This is a genomic window from Pseudomonas sp. JY-Q (assembly GCF_001655295.1).
GTDB lineage: Bacteria > Pseudomonadota > Gammaproteobacteria > Pseudomonadales > Pseudomonadaceae > Aquipseudomonas > Aquipseudomonas alloputida.
Genome location: NZ_CP011525.1, coordinates 1,020,001 through 1,036,847 on the forward strand (window position 1 = coordinate 1,020,001; position 16,847 = coordinate 1,036,847).

Below are 16,847 nucleotides of genomic sequence, written 5' to 3' on the forward strand. Positions count from 1 at the left end.
GTCGTAACAAGGTAGCCGTAGGGGAACCTGCGGCTGGATCACCTCCTTAATCGACGACATCAGCCTGCTGATGAGCTCCCACACGAATTGCTTGATTCATTGTCGAAGACGATCAAGACCCTATATAGGTCTGTAGCTCAGTTGGTTAGAGCGCACCCCTGATAAGGGTGAGGTCGGCAGTTCAAATCTGCCCAGACCTACCAATATGCGGGGCCATAGCTCAGCTGGGAGAGCGCCTGCCTTGCACGCAGGAGGTCAGCGGTTCGATCCCGCTTGGCTCCACCACTTGCTGTACCTTGATCAAACTCAGAAATGAGCATTCGCGTCGAATGTTGATTTCTGGCTTTTGTCAGATCGTTCTTTAAAAATTCGGATATGTGATAGATATAGACTGAACACCAGTTTCACTGCTGGTGGATCAGGCTAAGGTAAAATTTGTGAGTTCTGCTCGAAAGAGCAACGTACGAATTTTCGGCGAATTTCGTCTTCACAGTATAACCAGATTGCTTGGGGTTATATGGTCAAGTGAAGAAGCGCATACGGTGGATGCCTTGGCAGTCAGAGGCGATGAAAGACGTGGTAGCCTGCGATAAGCTTTGGGGAGTCGGCAAACAGACTGTGATCCAGAGATCTCTGAATGGGGGAACCCAGCCAGCATAAGCTGGTTATCTTGTACTGAATACATAGGTGCAAGAGGCGAACCAGGGGAACTGAAACATCTAAGTACCCTGAGGAAAAGAAATCAACCGAGATTCCCTTAGTAGTGGCGAGCGAACGGGGACCAGCCCTTAAGTTGATTTGAGATTAGTGGAACGCTCTGGAAAGTGCGGCCATAGTGGGTGATAGCCCCGTACACGAAAATCTCTTATCAATGAAATCGAGTAGGACGGAGCACGAGAAACTTTGTCTGAACATGGGGGGACCATCCTCCAAGGCTAAATACTACTGACTGACCGATAGTGAACCAGTACCGTGAGGGAAAGGCGAAAAGAACCCCGGAGAGGGGAGTGAAATAGAACCTGAAACCGTATGCGTACAAGCAGTGGGAGCCTACTTTGTTAGGTGACTGCGTACCTTTTGTATAATGGGTCAGCGACTTATATTCAGTGGCGAGCTTAACCGAATAGGGGAGGCGTAGCGAAAGCGAGTCTTAATAGGGCGTTTAGTCGCTGGGTATAGACCCGAAACCGGGCGATCTATCCATGGGCAGGTTGAAGGTTAGGTAACACTGACTGGAGGACCGAACCGACTACCGTTGAAAAGTTAGCGGATGACCTGTGGATCGGAGTGAAAGGCTAATCAAGCTCGGAGATAGCTGGTTCTCCTCGAAAGCTATTTAGGTAGCGCCTCATGTATCACTGTAGGGGGTAGAGCACTGTTTCGGCTAGGGGGTCATCCCGACTTACCAAACCGATGCAAACTCCGAATACCTACAAGTGCCGAGCATGGGAGACACACGGCGGGTGCTAACGTCCGTCGTGAAAAGGGAAACAACCCAGACCGTCAGCTAAGGTCCCAAAGTCATGGTTAAGTGGGAAACGATGTGGGAAGGCTTAGACAGCTAGGAGGTTGGCTTAGAAGCAGCCACCCTTTAAAGAAAGCGTAATAGCTCACTAGTCGAGTCGGCCTGCGCGGAAGATGTAACGGGGCTCAAACCATGCACCGAAGCTACGGGTATCATCGTATGATGATGCGGTAGAGGAGCGTTCTGTAAGCCTGTGAAGGTGAGTTGAGAAGCTTGCTGGAGGTATCAGAAGTGCGAATGCTGACATGAGTAACGACAATGCGAGTGAAAAACTCGCACGCCGAAAGACCAAGGTTTCCTGCGCAACGTTAATCGACGCAGGGTTAGTCGGTCCCTAAGGCGAGGCTGAAAAGCGTAGTCGATGGAAAACAGGTTAATATTCCTGTACTTCCAGTTATTGCGATGGAGGGACGGAGAAGGTTAGGCCAGCCTGGCGTTGGTTGTCCAGGTTTAAGGTGGTAGGCTGAAATCTTAGGCAAATCCGGGATTTCAAGGCCGAGAGCTGATGACGAGTTGCCTTTAGGCGACGAAGTGGTTGATACCATGCTTCCAAGAAAAGCTCCTAAGCTTCAGATAACTGGGAACCGTACCCCAAACCGACACAGGTGGTTAGGTAGAGAATACCAAGGCGCTTGAGAGAACTCGGGTGAAGGAACTAGGCAAAATGGCACCGTAACTTCGGGAGAAGGTGCGCCGGCGAGGGTGAAGGACTTGCTCCGTAAGCCCATGCCGGTCGAAGATACCAGGCCGCTGCGACTGTTTATTAAAAACACAGCACTCTGCAAACACGAAAGTGGACGTATAGGGTGTGACGCCTGCCCGGTGCCGGAAGGTTAATTGATGGGGTTAGCGCAAGCGAAGCTCTTGATCGAAGCCCCGGTAAACGGCGGCCGTAACTATAACGGTCCTAAGGTAGCGAAATTCCTTGTCGGGTAAGTTCCGACCTGCACGAATGGCGTAACGATGGCGGCGCTGTCTCCACCCGAGACTCAGTGAAATTGAAATCGCTGTGAAGATGCAGTGTATCCGCGGCTAGACGGAAAGACCCCGTGAACCTTTACTATAGCTTTGCACTGGACTTTGAATTTGCTTGTGTAGGATAGGTGGGAGGCTTTGAAGTGGGGACGCCAGTTCTCATGGAGCCATCCTTGAAATACCACCCTGGCAACTTTGAGGTTCTAACTCAGGTCCGTTATCCGGATCGAGGACAGTGTATGGTGGGTAGTTTGACTGGGGCGGTCTCCTCCCAAAGAGTAACGGAGGAGTACGAAGGTGCGCTCAGACCGGTCGGAAATCGGTCGTAGAGTATAAAGGCAAAAGCGCGCTTGACTGCGAGACAAACACGTCGAGCAGGTACGAAAGTAGGTCTTAGTGATCCGGTGGTTCTGTATGGAAGGGCCATCGCTCAACGGATAAAAGGTACTCCGGGGATAACAGGCTGATACCGCCCAAGAGTTCATATCGACGGCGGTGTTTGGCACCTCGATGTCGGCTCATCACATCCTGGGGCTGAAGCCGGTCCCAAGGGTATGGCTGTTCGCCATTTAAAGTGGTACGCGAGCTGGGTTTAGAACGTCGTGAGACAGTTCGGTCCCTATCTGCCGTGGACGTTTGAGATTTGAGAGGGGCTGCTCCTAGTACGAGAGGACCGGAGTGGACGAACCTCTGGTGTTCCGGTTGTCACGCCAGTGGCATTGCCGGGTAGCTATGTTCGGAAGAGATAACCGCTGAAAGCATCTAAGCGGGAAACTTGCCTCAAGATGAGATCTCACTGGGATCTTGAATCCCCTAAAGGGCCGTCGAAGACTACGACGTTGATAGGTTGGGTGTGTAAGCGCTGTGAGGCGTTGAGCTAACCAATACTAATTGCCCGTGAGGCTTGACCATATAACACCCAAGCAATCTGCTACGCAGATTGTGGTGGTGAAGACGAAAGACCCGAAAATTCGTAAGACCACAAATATCGCATATCCGAATTCGCTGGGCTGTCCATCTGGACATTCTGGCAACAGAATTTCTTGACGACCATAGAGCATTGGAACCACCTGATCCCATCCCGAACTCAGTAGTGAAACGATGCATCGCCGATGGTAGTGTGGGGTTTCCCCATGTGAGAGTAGGTCATCGTCAAGATTCATTTCGCAAAACCCCTATCTGCGCATGCAGGTAGGGGTTTTGTCTTTGTGGGCAAAAAAGGAGATGGCACCGGCTTCGCCGGTGTTCGCGGGTAAACCCGCTCCTACAGGGTTCGCGGGTAAACCCGCTCCTACAGGGTTCGCGGGTAAACCCGCTCCTACGGGGAAGGGGGCCAACGCCAGGCAGGGGCGCACACTCTCCAGGCCACCAACGTCACCTCCCCTATGGATCGGGAGTGCCACGCTGCGGATGGCACCGCGTTGAAGTGCCCGCTCCCACAGCCTGATGGCATTCGGCCGTTTCATGTGCGCGTGATATCGTTCCCCTCTCAGCCATCAGCGCCTCCAGAGACCTTCCGATGCCCAACACCGCCCATCTCCACCCAGGCTTCATGATCGTCCACGGCAACCGCCTCGACGACCTGCGTAGCCTGGTAGTGAGCTGGATGCGTCGCTACCCGCTGGCGCCTCTGGAAAACGAAATTGCCCTGGTGCAAAGCAATGGCATCGCCCAATGGCTCAAGCTGGCCCTGGCTGAAGATCCGCTGGAAGATGACCAAGGCGGCTGCGGCATCGCCGCTGCCATCGATGTGCAACTGCCCGGTAGCTTTATGTGGCAGCTCTACCGCAGCGTGCTTGGCCGTAGCGAAATTCCCGAAGTGTCTCTGCTCGACAAGGCACCACTGACCTGGCGGCTGATGCGTCTGTTGCCAGCGCTCATCGAGCGTCCGCATTTCGAGCCACTGCGGCGCTTCCTCACCGACGACAGTGACTTGCGCAAGCGCTACCAGCTAGCCGAGCGCCTGGCCGACCTGTTCGACCAGTACCAGGTCTACCGTGCCGATTGGCTCAAGGACTGGGCCAGTGGCGAGCACGTCATCAACACGGCCCGCGGCGAGCGCAAAGTACTGCCGCCAGGCAACCGCTGGCAAGCCGAGTTGTGGCGAGCATTGCTCGAGGATGTTGGCGAGCAAGGCATGGCGCAGAGCCGCGCCGGAGTACACCAACGTTTCATCGAGCGCATCAACAGCCTGGAGCAGGCGCCTGCAGGGCTGCCACCGAGGGTGATCGTGTTCGGTATCTCTTCGCTGCCGGCCCAGGCCCTGGAAGCGCTGGCAGGCCTGTCGCGTTTCAGTCAGGTATTGCTGTGCGTACACAACCCATGCCGCCACCACTGGGCCGATATCGTCGCCGACAAGGACCTGTTGCGCCACCAGTACAAACGCCAGCAACGCAAGCAAGGCATGCCCCTGCAACTGGACGACCAGACGCTGCACCAGCATGCCCACCCGTTGCTGGCTGCCTGGGGTAAACAAGGCCGCGACTACATCAACCTGCTCGACAGCTATGATGACCCGGGCAGCTACCAGGGCGTGTTCAGCGACGGCCGCATCGACCTGTTCAGCGACGGTTCGCCCACCACGCTGCTCAACGAACTGCAGGACGACATCCTGGAATTGCGCCCGCTCGCCGAGAGCCGCGAACGGTGGCCACCAGTCGACACCACAAAAGACCGCTCGATCCGCTTCCATGTTGCGCACAGCCCGCAACGTGAAGTGGAAATCCTCCACGACCAGCTGTTGGCCCGCTTCAGCGCCGACCCGACTTTGCGCCCGCGCGACGTAATCGTCATGCTGCCGGACATCGACACGTATGCGCCGCATATCCGCGCCGTCTTCGGCCAGTTGCAGCGCAACGACCCGCGCTACATCCCGTTCACCCTGACAGACCAGGGCCAGCGTGGTCGCGAGCCTTTGCTGATCGCGCTTGAGCACCTGCTCAAACTGCCTGACAGCCGCTTCGCGGTCAGCGAAGTGCTCGACCTGCTGGACGTGCCGGCAGTCCGCGCCCGCTTCGGCATCCGCGAAAACGATCTGCCCACGCTGCACCGCTGGATCGAGGGCGCTGGCATTCGTTGGGGCCTTGACGCCGCGCAGCGGGCGAGCCTGGGCTTGCCCGCCGGGCTCGAACAGAACAGTTGGCGTTTCGGCTTGCGCCGCATGCTGTTGGGTTATGCCGTGGGGGTGGGTGAGGCCTGTGATGGTATTGAGCCCTACGATGAAATCGGTGGCCTGGACGCGGCACTGATCGGCCCGCTGGTCGCGTTGCTCGATGCGCTCGAAGTCGCCTGCCAGGCCTTTTCCGAGCCTGCCACCGTCAGCCAGTGGGGCGAGCGACTGCATGCCTTGCTGCACGTGTTCTTCCTCGCCGAGGACGAGGGTGATGAATTCCTGTTGATGCAGTTGCAGGATCTGCGTGATAGCTGGCTTGAGGTGTGCGAGACCGTCGGCCTGCACGACCCGCTACCGCTTACCGTGGTGCGTGAAGCCTGGCTGTCGGGCCTCGATCAGGGCAAGCTGTCACAACGTTTCCTCGCCGGCTCGGTCAACTTCTGCACACTCATGCCCATGCGCGCGATCCCGTTCAGGGTGGTTTGCCTGCTGGGCATGAATGATGGCGATTACCCGCGTGCGCAGCCACCGCTGGACTTCGACCTGATGGCCAGCGACTATCGCCCGGGCGACCGCTCACGCCGCGAAGACGACCGTTACCTGTTGCTTGAAGCGCTACTGTCAGCACGTGACCAACTGTATGTCAGCTGGGTCGGGCGCAGTATCCGCGACAATAGCGAACGCCCGGCCTCGGTGCTGATCGGCCAGTTGCGCGATCACATCGCTGCGGGCTGGCATTTGGCCGACGCGCAGCAGGGCCAGCTCGCGAAACCGGGCGAGCAACTGTTGCACGCACTGACCCAGGAGCACCCGCTGCAGCCGTTCAGCCCTCGGTACTTCCAGAAGGGCAGCCCATTGTTCAGCTATGCCCATGAATGGCAGGTGCTGCACCAGCAAGGTGAGGCAGACGATCAGAGCGAGCCGGGCCTGCCGCCTTATCTGGACGCTGAAGCCCTGAGTCTGCACCAGTTGAATGACTTCTTGCGCCACCCGGTACGGCACTTCTTCAGCCAGCGCTTGAGGGTGTACTTTGAGGCGCTGGAAGCGCCGACCCCGGACGAAGAGCCCTTCGTCCTCGATACCCTGCAACGTTACGGCGCCAGTGAAAGCCTGCTTGGCGCCGCCTTGGCCGAACCGGACAACGCTGAACAGGCCTTGCGCGCCCAGGCCCGACGCCTGCAGGCCTGCGGTTTGCTGCCGCTAGCCGGTTTCGGCGAACTGCTGCAAAACGAATTGGTCGAACCGCTGCCGGACCTGCTGCAACGTCACCAACAATTGCTGCAACGCTGGCCACAGCTGGTCGAGGGCGCTTTACCGGTGCATTTCGAGCACGGTCAGCACCGTCTGGAGGGCTGGCTGGGCCGGGTGTTCCAGGCGGAAGATCAGAGCCTTCTCAGCATCACCACAGTACCCAACACCATCAGTGCCGGGCGCAACAACCTGAAGTGGCACCGCCTTATCGCGCCCTGGGTTACGCACCTGGCGGCCTGTGCAGCGGGCTACCCCTATAACAGTGCATTGGTAGCCAGTGACCTGACCCTGTTGCTTGCACCGCTGCCGCAAGCGCTGGCCGCGCAACTGCTGGGCGACCTGTTGGTGGCCCGTCAGGCGGCAATGAATGCGCCGTTGCCAGTCGCGGCCAAGACCGCGTTCGCCTGGTTGGCCCAGGACGATGCCGATAAAGCCATGGCCGCAGCAGCTCGCGCCTACGAAGGCGACGAACGCACCAGTTTTGGCGAGCGAAGTGAAAGCATTGCGCTGGCTCGCCAGTTCCGAGATTTTGCAGCACTCACCGCTGACGAAACGTTTGAAGGCTGGTGTGAGACCTTGTACCGCCCGTTGTTCACCGCCCCTTGGCAGACCTTGGGCAACCCGGAGAAAGGCGCATGACCCAGGACCGTCCTCTGGCACTGAGTTTCCCCCTGCACGGTAGCCAGCTGATCGAAGCCAGCGCCGGCACGGGCAAGACCTTTACCATTTCGGCGCTGTACCTGCGCCTGATCCTCGGTCACGGTGGCGAACAGGGCTTCGAGCGCGAGCTGCTGCCACCGCAGATCCTCGTGGTGACCTTCACCGACGCCGCCACCAAAGAGCTGCGCGAGCGTATCCGCGCCCGCCTGGCTGAAGCCGCACGGTTCTTCCGTGGCGAACTGGAAGGGGCCGATCCGCTGTTGCACCAACTGCGTGACGATTACCCACAAGAGAACTGGCCGCGTTGCGCCGGCCGGTTGGAAATCGCCGTGCAGTGGATGGACGAGGCTGCGGTATCGACCATCCATGGCTGGTGCCAGCGCATGCTGCGCGAGCATGCCTTCGACAGCGGCAGCCTGTTCACCCAGACCCTGGAAACCGACCACAGCGAGTTGTTGGGCCAGGTCATGCGCGATTACTGGCGGCGCTTCTGCTATGGGATGCAAGGTGACGCACTGGCCTGGGTGCGCGGCAACTGGGGGAGCCCCGACGCTTTGCTGCCACGCATTCGCCCACTGTTCGGCCGTGTGCGCGCCCAGCAGAATGGGCCAGAGCCCGCTGCATTGATCCAGGCATCGCTACAGCAACGTGGCGCACAGTTGGCCCGGATCAAGGCACCATGGGCACAGTGGGCCGAGGAACTGCGGCAAATCTGCCGCGAGGCGCTGGCCGCCAAGCAGGTCGACGGCCGCAAGATGCAAGCCCGTTACTTCGAGCCCTGGTTCGACAAGCTCTGCGCTTGGGCCAGCGATGAGCAACTGGTAGAGCTCGACTTGGGCACCGGTTTTACCCGGCTGACCCCGGCGGGCATGGCCGAGGCCTGGAAGGGAGAGCCTCCCGAGCACCCAGCCCTCAACGCCATGCAGCACTTGCAGCAACAACTGCAGGCCCTGGACAGCCCGGATGCCCCTCTGCTCGAGCACGCGGCCAGTTGGGTATCGGCACGTTTCGAAGTGGAGAAGCGCCGGCGTGCAGAAATGGGCTTCGACGACATGCTCGTGCGCTTGCAGCACGCACTCGCCAGCGAGGCCGGCGAGCGCCTGGCCAGCCTGATCCGTGAACAGTTCCCGGTTGCGCTGATCGACGAATTCCAGGACACCGACCCGGTTCAGTACGGCATTTTCGAGCGCATCTACCAGATCAGTGAAAACCGCGCCGAAACCGGTCTGTTCATGATCGGGGACCCCAAACAGGCGATCTACGCCTTCCGCGGTGCCGACATCTACACCTACCTTGCGGCGCGGCGCGCCACCAGCGGCCGTCTGCACAGCCTGGACACCAACTACCGCTCCAGCAAAGCCATGGTGGCGGCCGTCAACCAGGTGTTCCTGCAGGCCGAGGCGCGTGAAGCGGGGCGGGGTGCATTCCTGTTCCGCGAGGCCGATGACAACCCGCTGCCATTCATCGAGGTGCGCGCCAAGGGGCGTGGCGAACAGCTGCTGATTGACGGTGAAGTCAGTGCAGCCCTGCAATGCTGGCAGCTGGAAAGTGAAGAGCCAGTCTCCAGCAGCGTTTACCGCCAGCAACTGGCCGCCAGTTGCGCCAGCCATATTGTGGCCTTGCTCAATGGTGGCCAGCAGGGCACGGCGGGTTTCCAGAATGCCGAAGGCGAATTGCGCGCCTGCTTGCCCTCGGACATTGCCATCCTGGTGCGCGATGGCCATGAGGCGCAGATGGTCCGCGCCGAACTGGCCGCACGCGAGGTGCGCAGTGTCTACCTGTCCGACAAGGACTCGGTGTTTGCCGCCCAGGAAGCCCACGACCTGCTGGCCTGGCTGAAGGCCTGCGCCGAGCCTGACTCAGAGCGCCTGCTCAAGGCTGCTTTGGCCAGCCTTACACTGGGCCTGTCGCTGGCTGCGCTGGACCGGCTTAACCAGGACGAGCGGGTCTGGGAGAGCTGGGTGATGCGCTTTCGCCTTTACCGCGACACCTGGCAGCGCCAAGGGGTGTTGCCGATGTTGCGCCACCTGCTGCATGACTTCCAGCTACCGCGTACGCTGATCCGCCGCAGTGATGGCGAGCGGGTGCTGACCAACCTGCTGCACCTGGCCGAGCTGCTGCAGCAGGCCGCTGGCGAGCTGGACGGCGAACAGGCGCTTATCCGCCACCTGGCCGAGCACCTGGCCAGTTCCGGTCAGGCCGGTGAAGAGCAGATCCTGCGCCTGGAGAGCGACGAACAGTTGGTCAAGGTGGTGACCATCCACAAGTCCAAGGGCCTGGAATATCCCTTGGTCTACCTGCCATTCATCTGCACCAGCAAACCGGTGGATGGTAGCCGTCTGCCGCTGGCCTGGCATGACAGCGAAGGTAACGCCCACCTCACCCTCACACCTGACCAGGAGCAGATCGAGCGCGCTGACGACGAGCGCCTGGCCGAAGACCTGCGCCTGCTCTACGTGGCCCTGACCCGCGCCCAGCATGCTTGCTGGCTGGGTGTCGCCGACCTCAAGCGCGGTAATCAGAAGAGCTCGCAGCTGCACCGCTCGGCGTTTGGCTACCTGCTGGGGGGCGGCCTGGCCCTGGCTGGCTCGGCGCAGCTGACGGACTGGTTGCAGGCTTTGGCGGCAAGTTGCCCGCACATCACTTGCCCGGGCCTGCCGCAGGCGGATGAGCAGATGTATCGCATGCCACACGCCGAACGTGAGCTGCTGCCAGCACGCAGGCCACGCCATGCGGCTGCCGAGCACTGGTGGATCGCTTCGTACAGTGCCCTTCGTGTCGGCGATCAGACCCTCGGCGCCGACAGCTCGCAGGCCCAGCAACTGCTGGATGACGAGGTGCCCGATGCCCAGGTGTTGCGCGAGGTCCCGGCCGACAGCGGCGATATCCATCGCTTCCCACGGGGGCCTAACCCCGGCACCTTCCTCCATGGTTTGCTGGAGTGGGCAGGCCGTGAGGGCTTCAGCGAGGTCAGCGGTAACCCTCAACTGATAGAGCGTACCGTTGGCCAGCGCTGCAACCGCCGTGACTGGGCCGGCTGGATCCCCACCCTGAGCCACTGGATGCAACGTTTGCTGAGCGAGGCGTTGCCGCTGCCGGGCAGCGACCAGAGCGTAACGCTGGGCCAACTGCGTCATTACCAGATCGAAATGGAATTCTGGTTCGCCAGCCACCGGGTCGACGCAGAACAACTCGATCGCCTGGTGGCACGCCACACCCACCCCGGTCTGGCGCGCCCAGCTGCGCAGCCGACCGTGCTAAACGGCATGTTCAAAGGGTTCATCGACCTGGCGTTCGAGCTGGACGGGCGTTACTACGTGACCGACTACAAGTCCAACTGGCTGGGTGCGGACATCCAGGCCTACGATGCCATGGCCATGGAAAAGGCGATTCTTGAGCACCGCTACGACCTGCAGTATGTGCTGTACCTGCTGGCCCTGCACCGCCAGTTGCGCGCGCGGCTGGCGGACTACGATTATGACCGCCATGTTGGCGGCGCCCTGTTCATCTTCCTGCGCGGTGCCAGCAGCAGCGGCCACGGCGTGTACCACGCCAAGCCACCGCGTGAGCTGATCGAAAGCCTCGATGCACTGTTCCGTGGCGAGCACGCGCCGGTACAGCAGGACCTGTTTGCCGGAGTTGCGCCATGAGCCGAAGCCTTGTCGACCTGTTGCCCACCCCGTTGCACGCAGAGCACCTGCTGGCGCTGGCACCGCAGCACAACAGCGCTGACCTGCTGCAATTACTCGACCGTTGGGTTGAGCGGGGCTGGCTACGTGCCCTGGACCGCGCATTCGTGTCGTTCCTGGAAGAGCGCGCCCCCGGCAGTGATCCCTTGCTATTGCTGGCGGCAGCGCTGGCCAGCCACCAACTGGGGCACGGACATGTCTGCCTCGACCTGCAACAAACCTTGGCCGAGCCGGATTTCGCCCTGTCGTTGCCGCCGGAAGGTGACGCCCTTATCGGCCCTTTGCTACTGCCATCGCAACTGCTGGCCAACCTTGACTTGAATGCCTGGCTTCAGCGCATCGTCGCCAGTCCGCTGGTGGCCGCAGGTGATACGCCTGGCCAGCAAGCGCGGCCGCTGGTACGCAGTGGCGAGCGCCTTTACCTGCGCCGTTACTGGCGTTACGAACGGCGCATCGACCATGCCCTGCGCCAGCGCCTGAGTCAGGCCGAAGCACCGCCTGCGGATCTGCCAGAGCGCCTGGCGCAACTGTTCGAGGGCGGCGCGCCAGCTGGCCAGTTGGACTGGCAGAAGCTCGCCTGTGCCTTGGCCACCCGTGCTGGTTTCAGCATCATCACTGGCGGCCCCGGTACTGGCAAGACGACCACCGTGGTGCGCCTGCTGGCGTTGCTGCAGGCGCCGGCAGTGGAGCAGGGCAGGCCACTGCGCATCCGCCTGGCTGCACCGACCGGCAAGGCCGCTGCGCGCCTGACCGAATCCATTGGCCAGCAAGTCGAGCGCCTGCAAGTCAGCGCCGAAGTACGCGGGCAAATCCCCACTGAAGTCAGCACCGTGCATCGCCTGCTCGGCAGTCGCCCGGGCTCGCGGCACTTCCGCCATCATGCTGGCAACCCGTTGCCGTTGGATGTGCTGGTGGTCGACGAGGCGTCGATGATCGACCTGGAAATGATGGCCAACCTGCTCGATGCCTTGCCGCCGCGGGCGCGTCTGGTGCTGCTGGGCGACAAGGACCAGTTGGCCTCGGTCGAGGCCGGCGCGGTACTGGGTGACCTGTGCCGGGATGCTGAGGAGGGCTTTTACTCGCCGGCGACTGCAGCGTGGCTTCAGCAGGTCAGTGGCGAGTCGCTGGCCGGCAGTGGCCTCAAGGCCGGCGATGAGCAGCGCCACCCGTTGGCTCAGCAAGTGGTGATGCTGCGGTTTTCACGGCGTTTCGGTGAAGGCAGCGGTATTGGCCAGTTGGCCAGACTGGTCAATCGTCAGGATGCTCACGCGGCGCGCAACCTGCTGGCCGCGCCGCCTGCTGACGTGCACAGCCTGTCGCTCAAGCACGAGCAGGATCGTGCTTTCGACCGCCTGTTACTGGACGGTCTGAACCGCGGTACCGATGGACCGCAAGGCTACCGCAGCTACCTGCGCACCCTTGGGCGTTACCGGCCAGCACTTGATACCGCCTTTGACGACCCCGCCTGGGAGCAATGGGCGGGCAAGGTGTTGCGCAGTTTCGAGGATTTCCAGTTGCTGTGCGCGGTGCGCCGGGGCGCCTGGGGGGTCGAAGGCCTGAATGAACGGGTGGCGCGGGTGCTGCACAATGCCGGTCTGATCGACAGCCAGCAGCCTTGGTACGAAGGACGCCCGGTGCTGGTGACCCGCAACGACTACGGCCTGGGCCTGATGAACGGTGACATCGGTATAGCCCTGCGCCTGCCGGATGAGCAGGGCCAGCCGCTGCTGCGTGTGGCCTTCCCGCGCAACGACGGCAGTGGTGGTGTGCGGTTCGTTCTGCCGAGCCGGCTCAACGAAGTGGAAACGGTATTCGCCATGACCGTGCACAAGTCCCAGGGCTCGGAGTTCAGCCACACTGCCCTGGTGCTGCCGGATGCGCTCAACCCGGTGCTGACCAAAGAACTGGTGTACACCGGCATCACTCGGGCCAAGCACTGCTTCAGCCTGGTCGAGCCACGCCAAGGCATTTTCGAAGAAGCGGTGGCGCGCAAAGTACGGCGTATTTCCGGGTTGATGCTCGAGCAGGTCTAGGGCCATGACACCCATTACACGTGGCTGCAGGCTCATACAATAAAGCGGCCATGTGCTATCGTTGCGCCGATATCGGAAGGGGCTTAAAGGGATTTCCCACATGAACGTGGCCGCAAGGCGAGTGACAAGCTGTGCGCTTTCGCTATTGCTGGCCGTCCTGTTCCTTTCTGCAGGCGCTGCCCGGGCAGACCCCGGCACAACCGCCGCCCAGGCACAGCAACGCGCCAAGGCAGTCACCCAGGTAGTACTGGGTATCTTCAGTTACGCCCGCTGGCCCGTCGAACCCTCTCCTTTGCGCCTGTGCCTGGTCGGCCCGACCGAGTACGCCGACGATCTCATCAAGGGCCATGTCCAGGAGTCCGGCCGGCCGCTGCAGGTGCGGCGCTTGCTGGCAGAAGACACCCAGGTCGCCCAGGCCTGCGATGCCCTCTACATTGGCAAGCTTGACCAGGGCCAGCGGGATCGGCTGTTCCAGCGTATCGGCGGCCACCCGGTGCTGAGCATCAGCGAGGCGGATGACCCCTGCACGGTCGGCAGCCTGTTCTGCCTGCGGGTCAGCGACCAGCAGGTGGCCTTTGAAGTCAATCTCGACTCGGTGGCACGCTCTGGCGTGCGTATTCACCCTAGCGTGCTGCAATTGTCGCGGCGCCGGGCGGAGCAGCCATGAAGCCGACCCGCAAGCGTACCGTGCGCCCGACCCTGCGCTCGGTGCTGGGCCGTGGCCACCTCAGTGTCGCCCTGCTTGCCGTTGGCCTGGCGGGTATCTCCCTCACCCTGCTGGGCGTGCTCGCCCTGCGTGTCTATGCCAACCATAACCTGCAGTTGATCGCCCGCTCGATCAATTACACGGTAGAGGCGGCGGTGGTGTTCGATGACAGCGCCGCTGCCAATGAGTCGCTGGCGTTGATTGCCAGTACCGAAGAAGTGGCCGAGGCCAAGGTCTTCAACAACGAGGGCGAGCAACTGGCGCACTGGCAACGCGACAATACCGGCATGCTCGCGCAGCTGGAGGTGCAGGTTGCCAGCGCCTTGCTGGATGAGCCGGTCATTCTGCCGATCGTGCACCAGCAACAGCAGGTCGGGCACATCGAGCTGGCAGGCCAGGGCAGGAGCCTGTTGCTGTTCCTGCTCAGTGGCTTGGCCGGTATCCTGTTCTGCACGGTCCTCAGCGCCCTGGCTGCCCAGTATCTGTCGCGGCGCCTGCTCAGCGATATCACCCGCCCGCTGCGTGGCCTGGCCAGTGTCGCCCATGCCGCCCGCCGCGAGCGCAGCTTCGACCGGCGCGTACCAGAAGCGCCGATTGCCGAGCTGAACGAGCTGGGTAACGACTTCAATGCCCTGCTGGATGAACTGGAGGTGTGGCATAGCCACCTGCAGAGCGAAAACCAGACCCTTGCCCATCAGGCCAGCCACGACAGCCTGACCGGCTTGCCCAACCGCGCCTTCTTTGAAGGACGCCTGAGCCGCAGCGTGCGGAATGCGGCGCGTCAGCAGGACCACCTGGCACTGCTGTTCCTCGACAGCGACCACTTCAAGCAGATCAACGACACCCTCGGCCACGCCGTGGGTGACGAGGTGTTGATCAGCGTGGCCGAACGTGTGCGCGCCCAACTGCGCGAGCACGATCTGGTGGCGCGCCTGGGGGGCGACGAGTTTGCCGTGCTGTTGACGCCGTTGCATACGCGCAAGGACGCCGAACACATTGCCGAGAAGATCGTTGCCAGTATGAAGCTGCCGGTGCAACTGGACAGTGGCCGCAGTATCTCCACCTCGCTGAGTGTCGGTATTGCCTATTACCCGGATGACGGCGCTGACCCCGCCAGTCTTCTCAATGCCGCCGATGCGGCAATGTACCAGGCCAAGCGCGAACGCCGTGGCCATTGGCAACTGGCGCAGACGGAACGGTCCGCCAACGAAATCAGGAACAGGAGTTGAACCCGTGATGCAAGCTTTACGTTTTCCGCTTTGGGCCTTGTTGCTCGCCATGCTGGCGCTGACGGGTTGCCAGAGCGCGCCCCCGAAAGGCCTTACCCCAGAACAGATTGCCGTGCTCAAGCGCGAAGGTTTCACCCCGACCGATGAAGGTTGGGCCTACGACTTGTCTGGCAAAGTGCTGTTCGGCAGCGATCTGGACAGCCTCAACGGCCAGAGCCAGGCGATTGTCGAGCGCATCGGCAAGGCGCTGCTCGGCGTTGGTATCCAGGGCGTGCGGGTGGACGGGCATGCCGACTCGTCGGGCAAGGCGGCGTATAACCAGCAGCTGTCCGAGCGCCGCGCGCAAAGCGTGACCAAGGCGCTGGTGGGGATTGGCATGCAGGCGCAGAACATTCAGAGCCGTGGCCTGGGCAGCAGCCAGCCGGTGGCGGACAACCGCACCAGCGCCGGGCGTACCGAGAACCGTCGAGTGTCCATCGTGGTCGCGTCCTACTGATCGTCGCCGCTCGGGCTATCACATATCCCCTGTAGGCGCGGGCGTGCCCGCGAAGCAGGCAACGCGCTGTCTGGCACCGGCTTTGCCGGTGTTCGCGGGCAAGCCCGCTCCTACAGGGGCTGTGTTGCCTTCGGAAATGCGCAGGCCCATCAGTCCTGGGCAAAGCGCATCTCGCGGGTTTCGCCCATCAACAACGGTGCATTCGCCTCGGTCACCCCACGGATGTAATCCCACAGCAGGGTAATGCGCTTCAACTTGCGCAAATCCTCCCGGCAATACATCCAGAACTGCCGCGTCACCTCGATCTCCTCCGGCAACACCGTGACCAATCGCGGGTCCTGCGCGGCGAGGAAGCACGGCAATATCGCCAGCCCACGCCCCTGCAGCGCTGCCGTGTACTGCGCGATCACGCTGGTACTGCGCAAATGTGCGCTGGCGTTTGGGATCAGGTTGGCCAGGTACAGCAGCTCGGAGCTGAACGCCAGGTCATCCACGTAACTGATGAAGGGGTGTTTGGCCAGGTCCGTCACCTGGCGGATCGGCGCGTGGCTGTCCAGGTAGCCCTGGGTGGCATACAGCCGCAGGCGGTAGTCGCACAGCTTGCAGCACACATAAGGCCCGTGCTCGGGCCGCTCCAGCGCGATGACGATGTCCGCTTCACGCTTGGACAGGCTGATGAAGTGCGGCAGCGGCAGGATGTCCACCGAAATTGCCGGGTAGGCGTCGACGAAGTGGCTTAGCTGCGGCGTGATGAAAAAGCTGCCAAAGCCCTCCGTGCAGCCCATGCGCACATGGCCTGACAACGCCACCCCCGACCCGGACACCTGCTCGCACGCCATGTGCAGCGTGCTCTCGATCGATTCGGCATAGCCCAGCAGGCGCTGGCCCTCGGCGGTCAGCACAAAGCCGTTGGTGCGCGACTTTTCGAACAGCAAGGTGCCCAGCGCACCCTCCAGCGAGCTGATGCGTCGCGACACGGTGGTGTAGTCCACGCTCAGCCGTTTGGCGGCACTGCTGGCCTTGCGGGTGCGAGCCACTTCGAGGAAGAACTTCAAATCGTCCCAGTTGAGCGCGCTCAGGGATGTGAGGTCTTTTTGCATGATGATCCGGTTTTTTTGTGCGTTCTTGTTGGATGTTTGCACATCTATACTCGAAACAAGCCTCAGGACGC

Annotated in this window: 7 protein-coding genes, 2 tRNA genes and 3 rRNA genes (1 of these 12 running past the window's edge); 11 read left to right on the plus strand and 1 reads right to left on the minus strand. The window is 61.4% G+C overall.

Annotation, left to right across the window (positions count from 1 at the left end):
• The 11 genes from AA098_RS04495 to AA098_RS04545 all read left to right on the plus strand — a co-directional run.
• Window positions 1-49: ribosomal RNA gene (locus AA098_RS04495) — 16S ribosomal RNA — on the plus strand (it extends 1,488 nt beyond the left edge of the window).
• A gap of 77 nt (window positions 50-126) precedes the next feature.
• Window positions 127-203 (plus strand) — tRNA-Ile (locus tag AA098_RS04500).
• Window positions 204-209: 6 nt separating this feature from the next.
• Window positions 210-285, plus strand: a tRNA-Ala gene (locus AA098_RS04505).
• A gap of 234 nt (window positions 286-519) precedes the next feature.
• Window positions 520-3,412: ribosomal RNA gene (locus tag AA098_RS04510) — 23S ribosomal RNA — on the plus strand.
• A 130-nt stretch (window positions 3,413-3,542) separates the two neighbouring features.
• A 5S ribosomal RNA gene (rrf, locus tag AA098_RS04515) occupies window positions 3,543-3,658 on the plus strand.
• The 16S, 23S and 5S rRNA genes sit together here with 2 tRNA genes alongside, the layout of an rRNA operon.
• A 361-nt stretch (window positions 3,659-4,019) precedes the next feature.
• Entirely contained in the window at window positions 4,020-7,502 is a 3,483-nt protein-coding gene (gene recC / locus AA098_RS04520) for an exodeoxyribonuclease V subunit gamma (RefSeq protein ID WP_060538260.1), read from the plus strand.
• Complete coding sequence (gene recB / locus AA098_RS04525; RefSeq protein WP_004575982.1) at window positions 7,499-11,173, plus strand: exodeoxyribonuclease V subunit beta; 3,675 nt, start codon at window positions 7,499-7,501, stop codon at window positions 11,171-11,173. Before recC ends, recB begins: the two co-directional genes overlap by 4 nt.
• Window positions 11,170-13,245: an exodeoxyribonuclease V subunit alpha gene (recD, locus tag AA098_RS04530; protein WP_003251565.1), complete on the plus strand. Its 2,076-nt coding sequence runs from the start codon at window positions 11,170-11,172 to the stop codon at window positions 13,243-13,245. The genes recB and recD overlap by 4 nt, the downstream gene beginning before the upstream one ends.
• Window positions 13,246-13,345: 100 nt before the next feature.
• Window positions 13,346-13,912 carry a YfiR family protein gene (locus AA098_RS04535; RefSeq protein ID WP_020191918.1) on the plus strand — a complete coding sequence of 189 codons (567 nt, stop codon included), beginning with the start codon at window positions 13,346-13,348 and terminating at the stop codon, window positions 13,910-13,912.
• Window positions 13,909-15,180 carry a diguanylate cyclase domain-containing protein gene (locus AA098_RS04540; RefSeq protein ID WP_003251568.1) on the plus strand — a complete coding sequence of 424 codons (1,272 nt, stop codon included), beginning with the start codon at window positions 13,909-13,911 and terminating at the stop codon, window positions 15,178-15,180. Before AA098_RS04535 ends, AA098_RS04540 begins: the two co-directional genes overlap by 4 nt.
• A gap of 4 nt (window positions 15,181-15,184) precedes the next feature.
• On the plus strand, window positions 15,185-15,676 hold the full coding sequence (locus AA098_RS04545) for an OmpA family protein (protein ID WP_014754448.1): 492 nt from the start codon (window positions 15,185-15,187) through the stop codon (window positions 15,674-15,676).
• A gap of 149 nt (window positions 15,677-15,825) precedes the next feature.
• Here AA098_RS04545 and AA098_RS04550 read toward each other — a convergent pair whose 3' ends face one another.
• Window positions 15,826-16,776, minus strand: a complete 951-nt coding sequence (locus AA098_RS04550) for a LysR family transcriptional regulator (protein ID WP_064613893.1) — start codon at window positions 16,774-16,776, stop codon at window positions 15,826-15,828.
• Window positions 16,777-16,847: the final 71 nt, after the last annotated feature.

What these genes read in the sequence shown, in the direction of transcription:
- AA098_RS04540 (WP_003251568.1), top strand. Translation starts at nt 13,909, where the DNA reads ATGAAGCCGACCCGCAAGCGTACCGTGCGCCCGACCCTGCGCTCGGTG.
- recB (WP_004575982.1), top strand. Translation starts at nt 7,499, where the DNA reads ATGACCCAGGACCGTCCTCTGGCACTGAGTTTCCCCCTGCACGGTAGC.
- recC (WP_060538260.1), top strand. Translation starts at nt 4,020, where the DNA reads ATGCCCAACACCGCCCATCTCCACCCAGGCTTCATGATCGTCCACGGC.
- recD (WP_003251565.1), top strand. Translation starts at nt 11,170, where the DNA reads ATGAGCCGAAGCCTTGTCGACCTGTTGCCCACCCCGTTGCACGCAGAG.
- AA098_RS04535 (WP_020191918.1), top strand. Translation starts at nt 13,346, where the DNA reads ATGAACGTGGCCGCAAGGCGAGTGACAAGCTGTGCGCTTTCGCTATTG.
- AA098_RS04550 (WP_064613893.1), bottom strand. Translation starts at nt 16,776, where the DNA reads ATGCAAAAAGACCTCACATCCCTGAGCGCGCTCAACTGGGACGATTTG.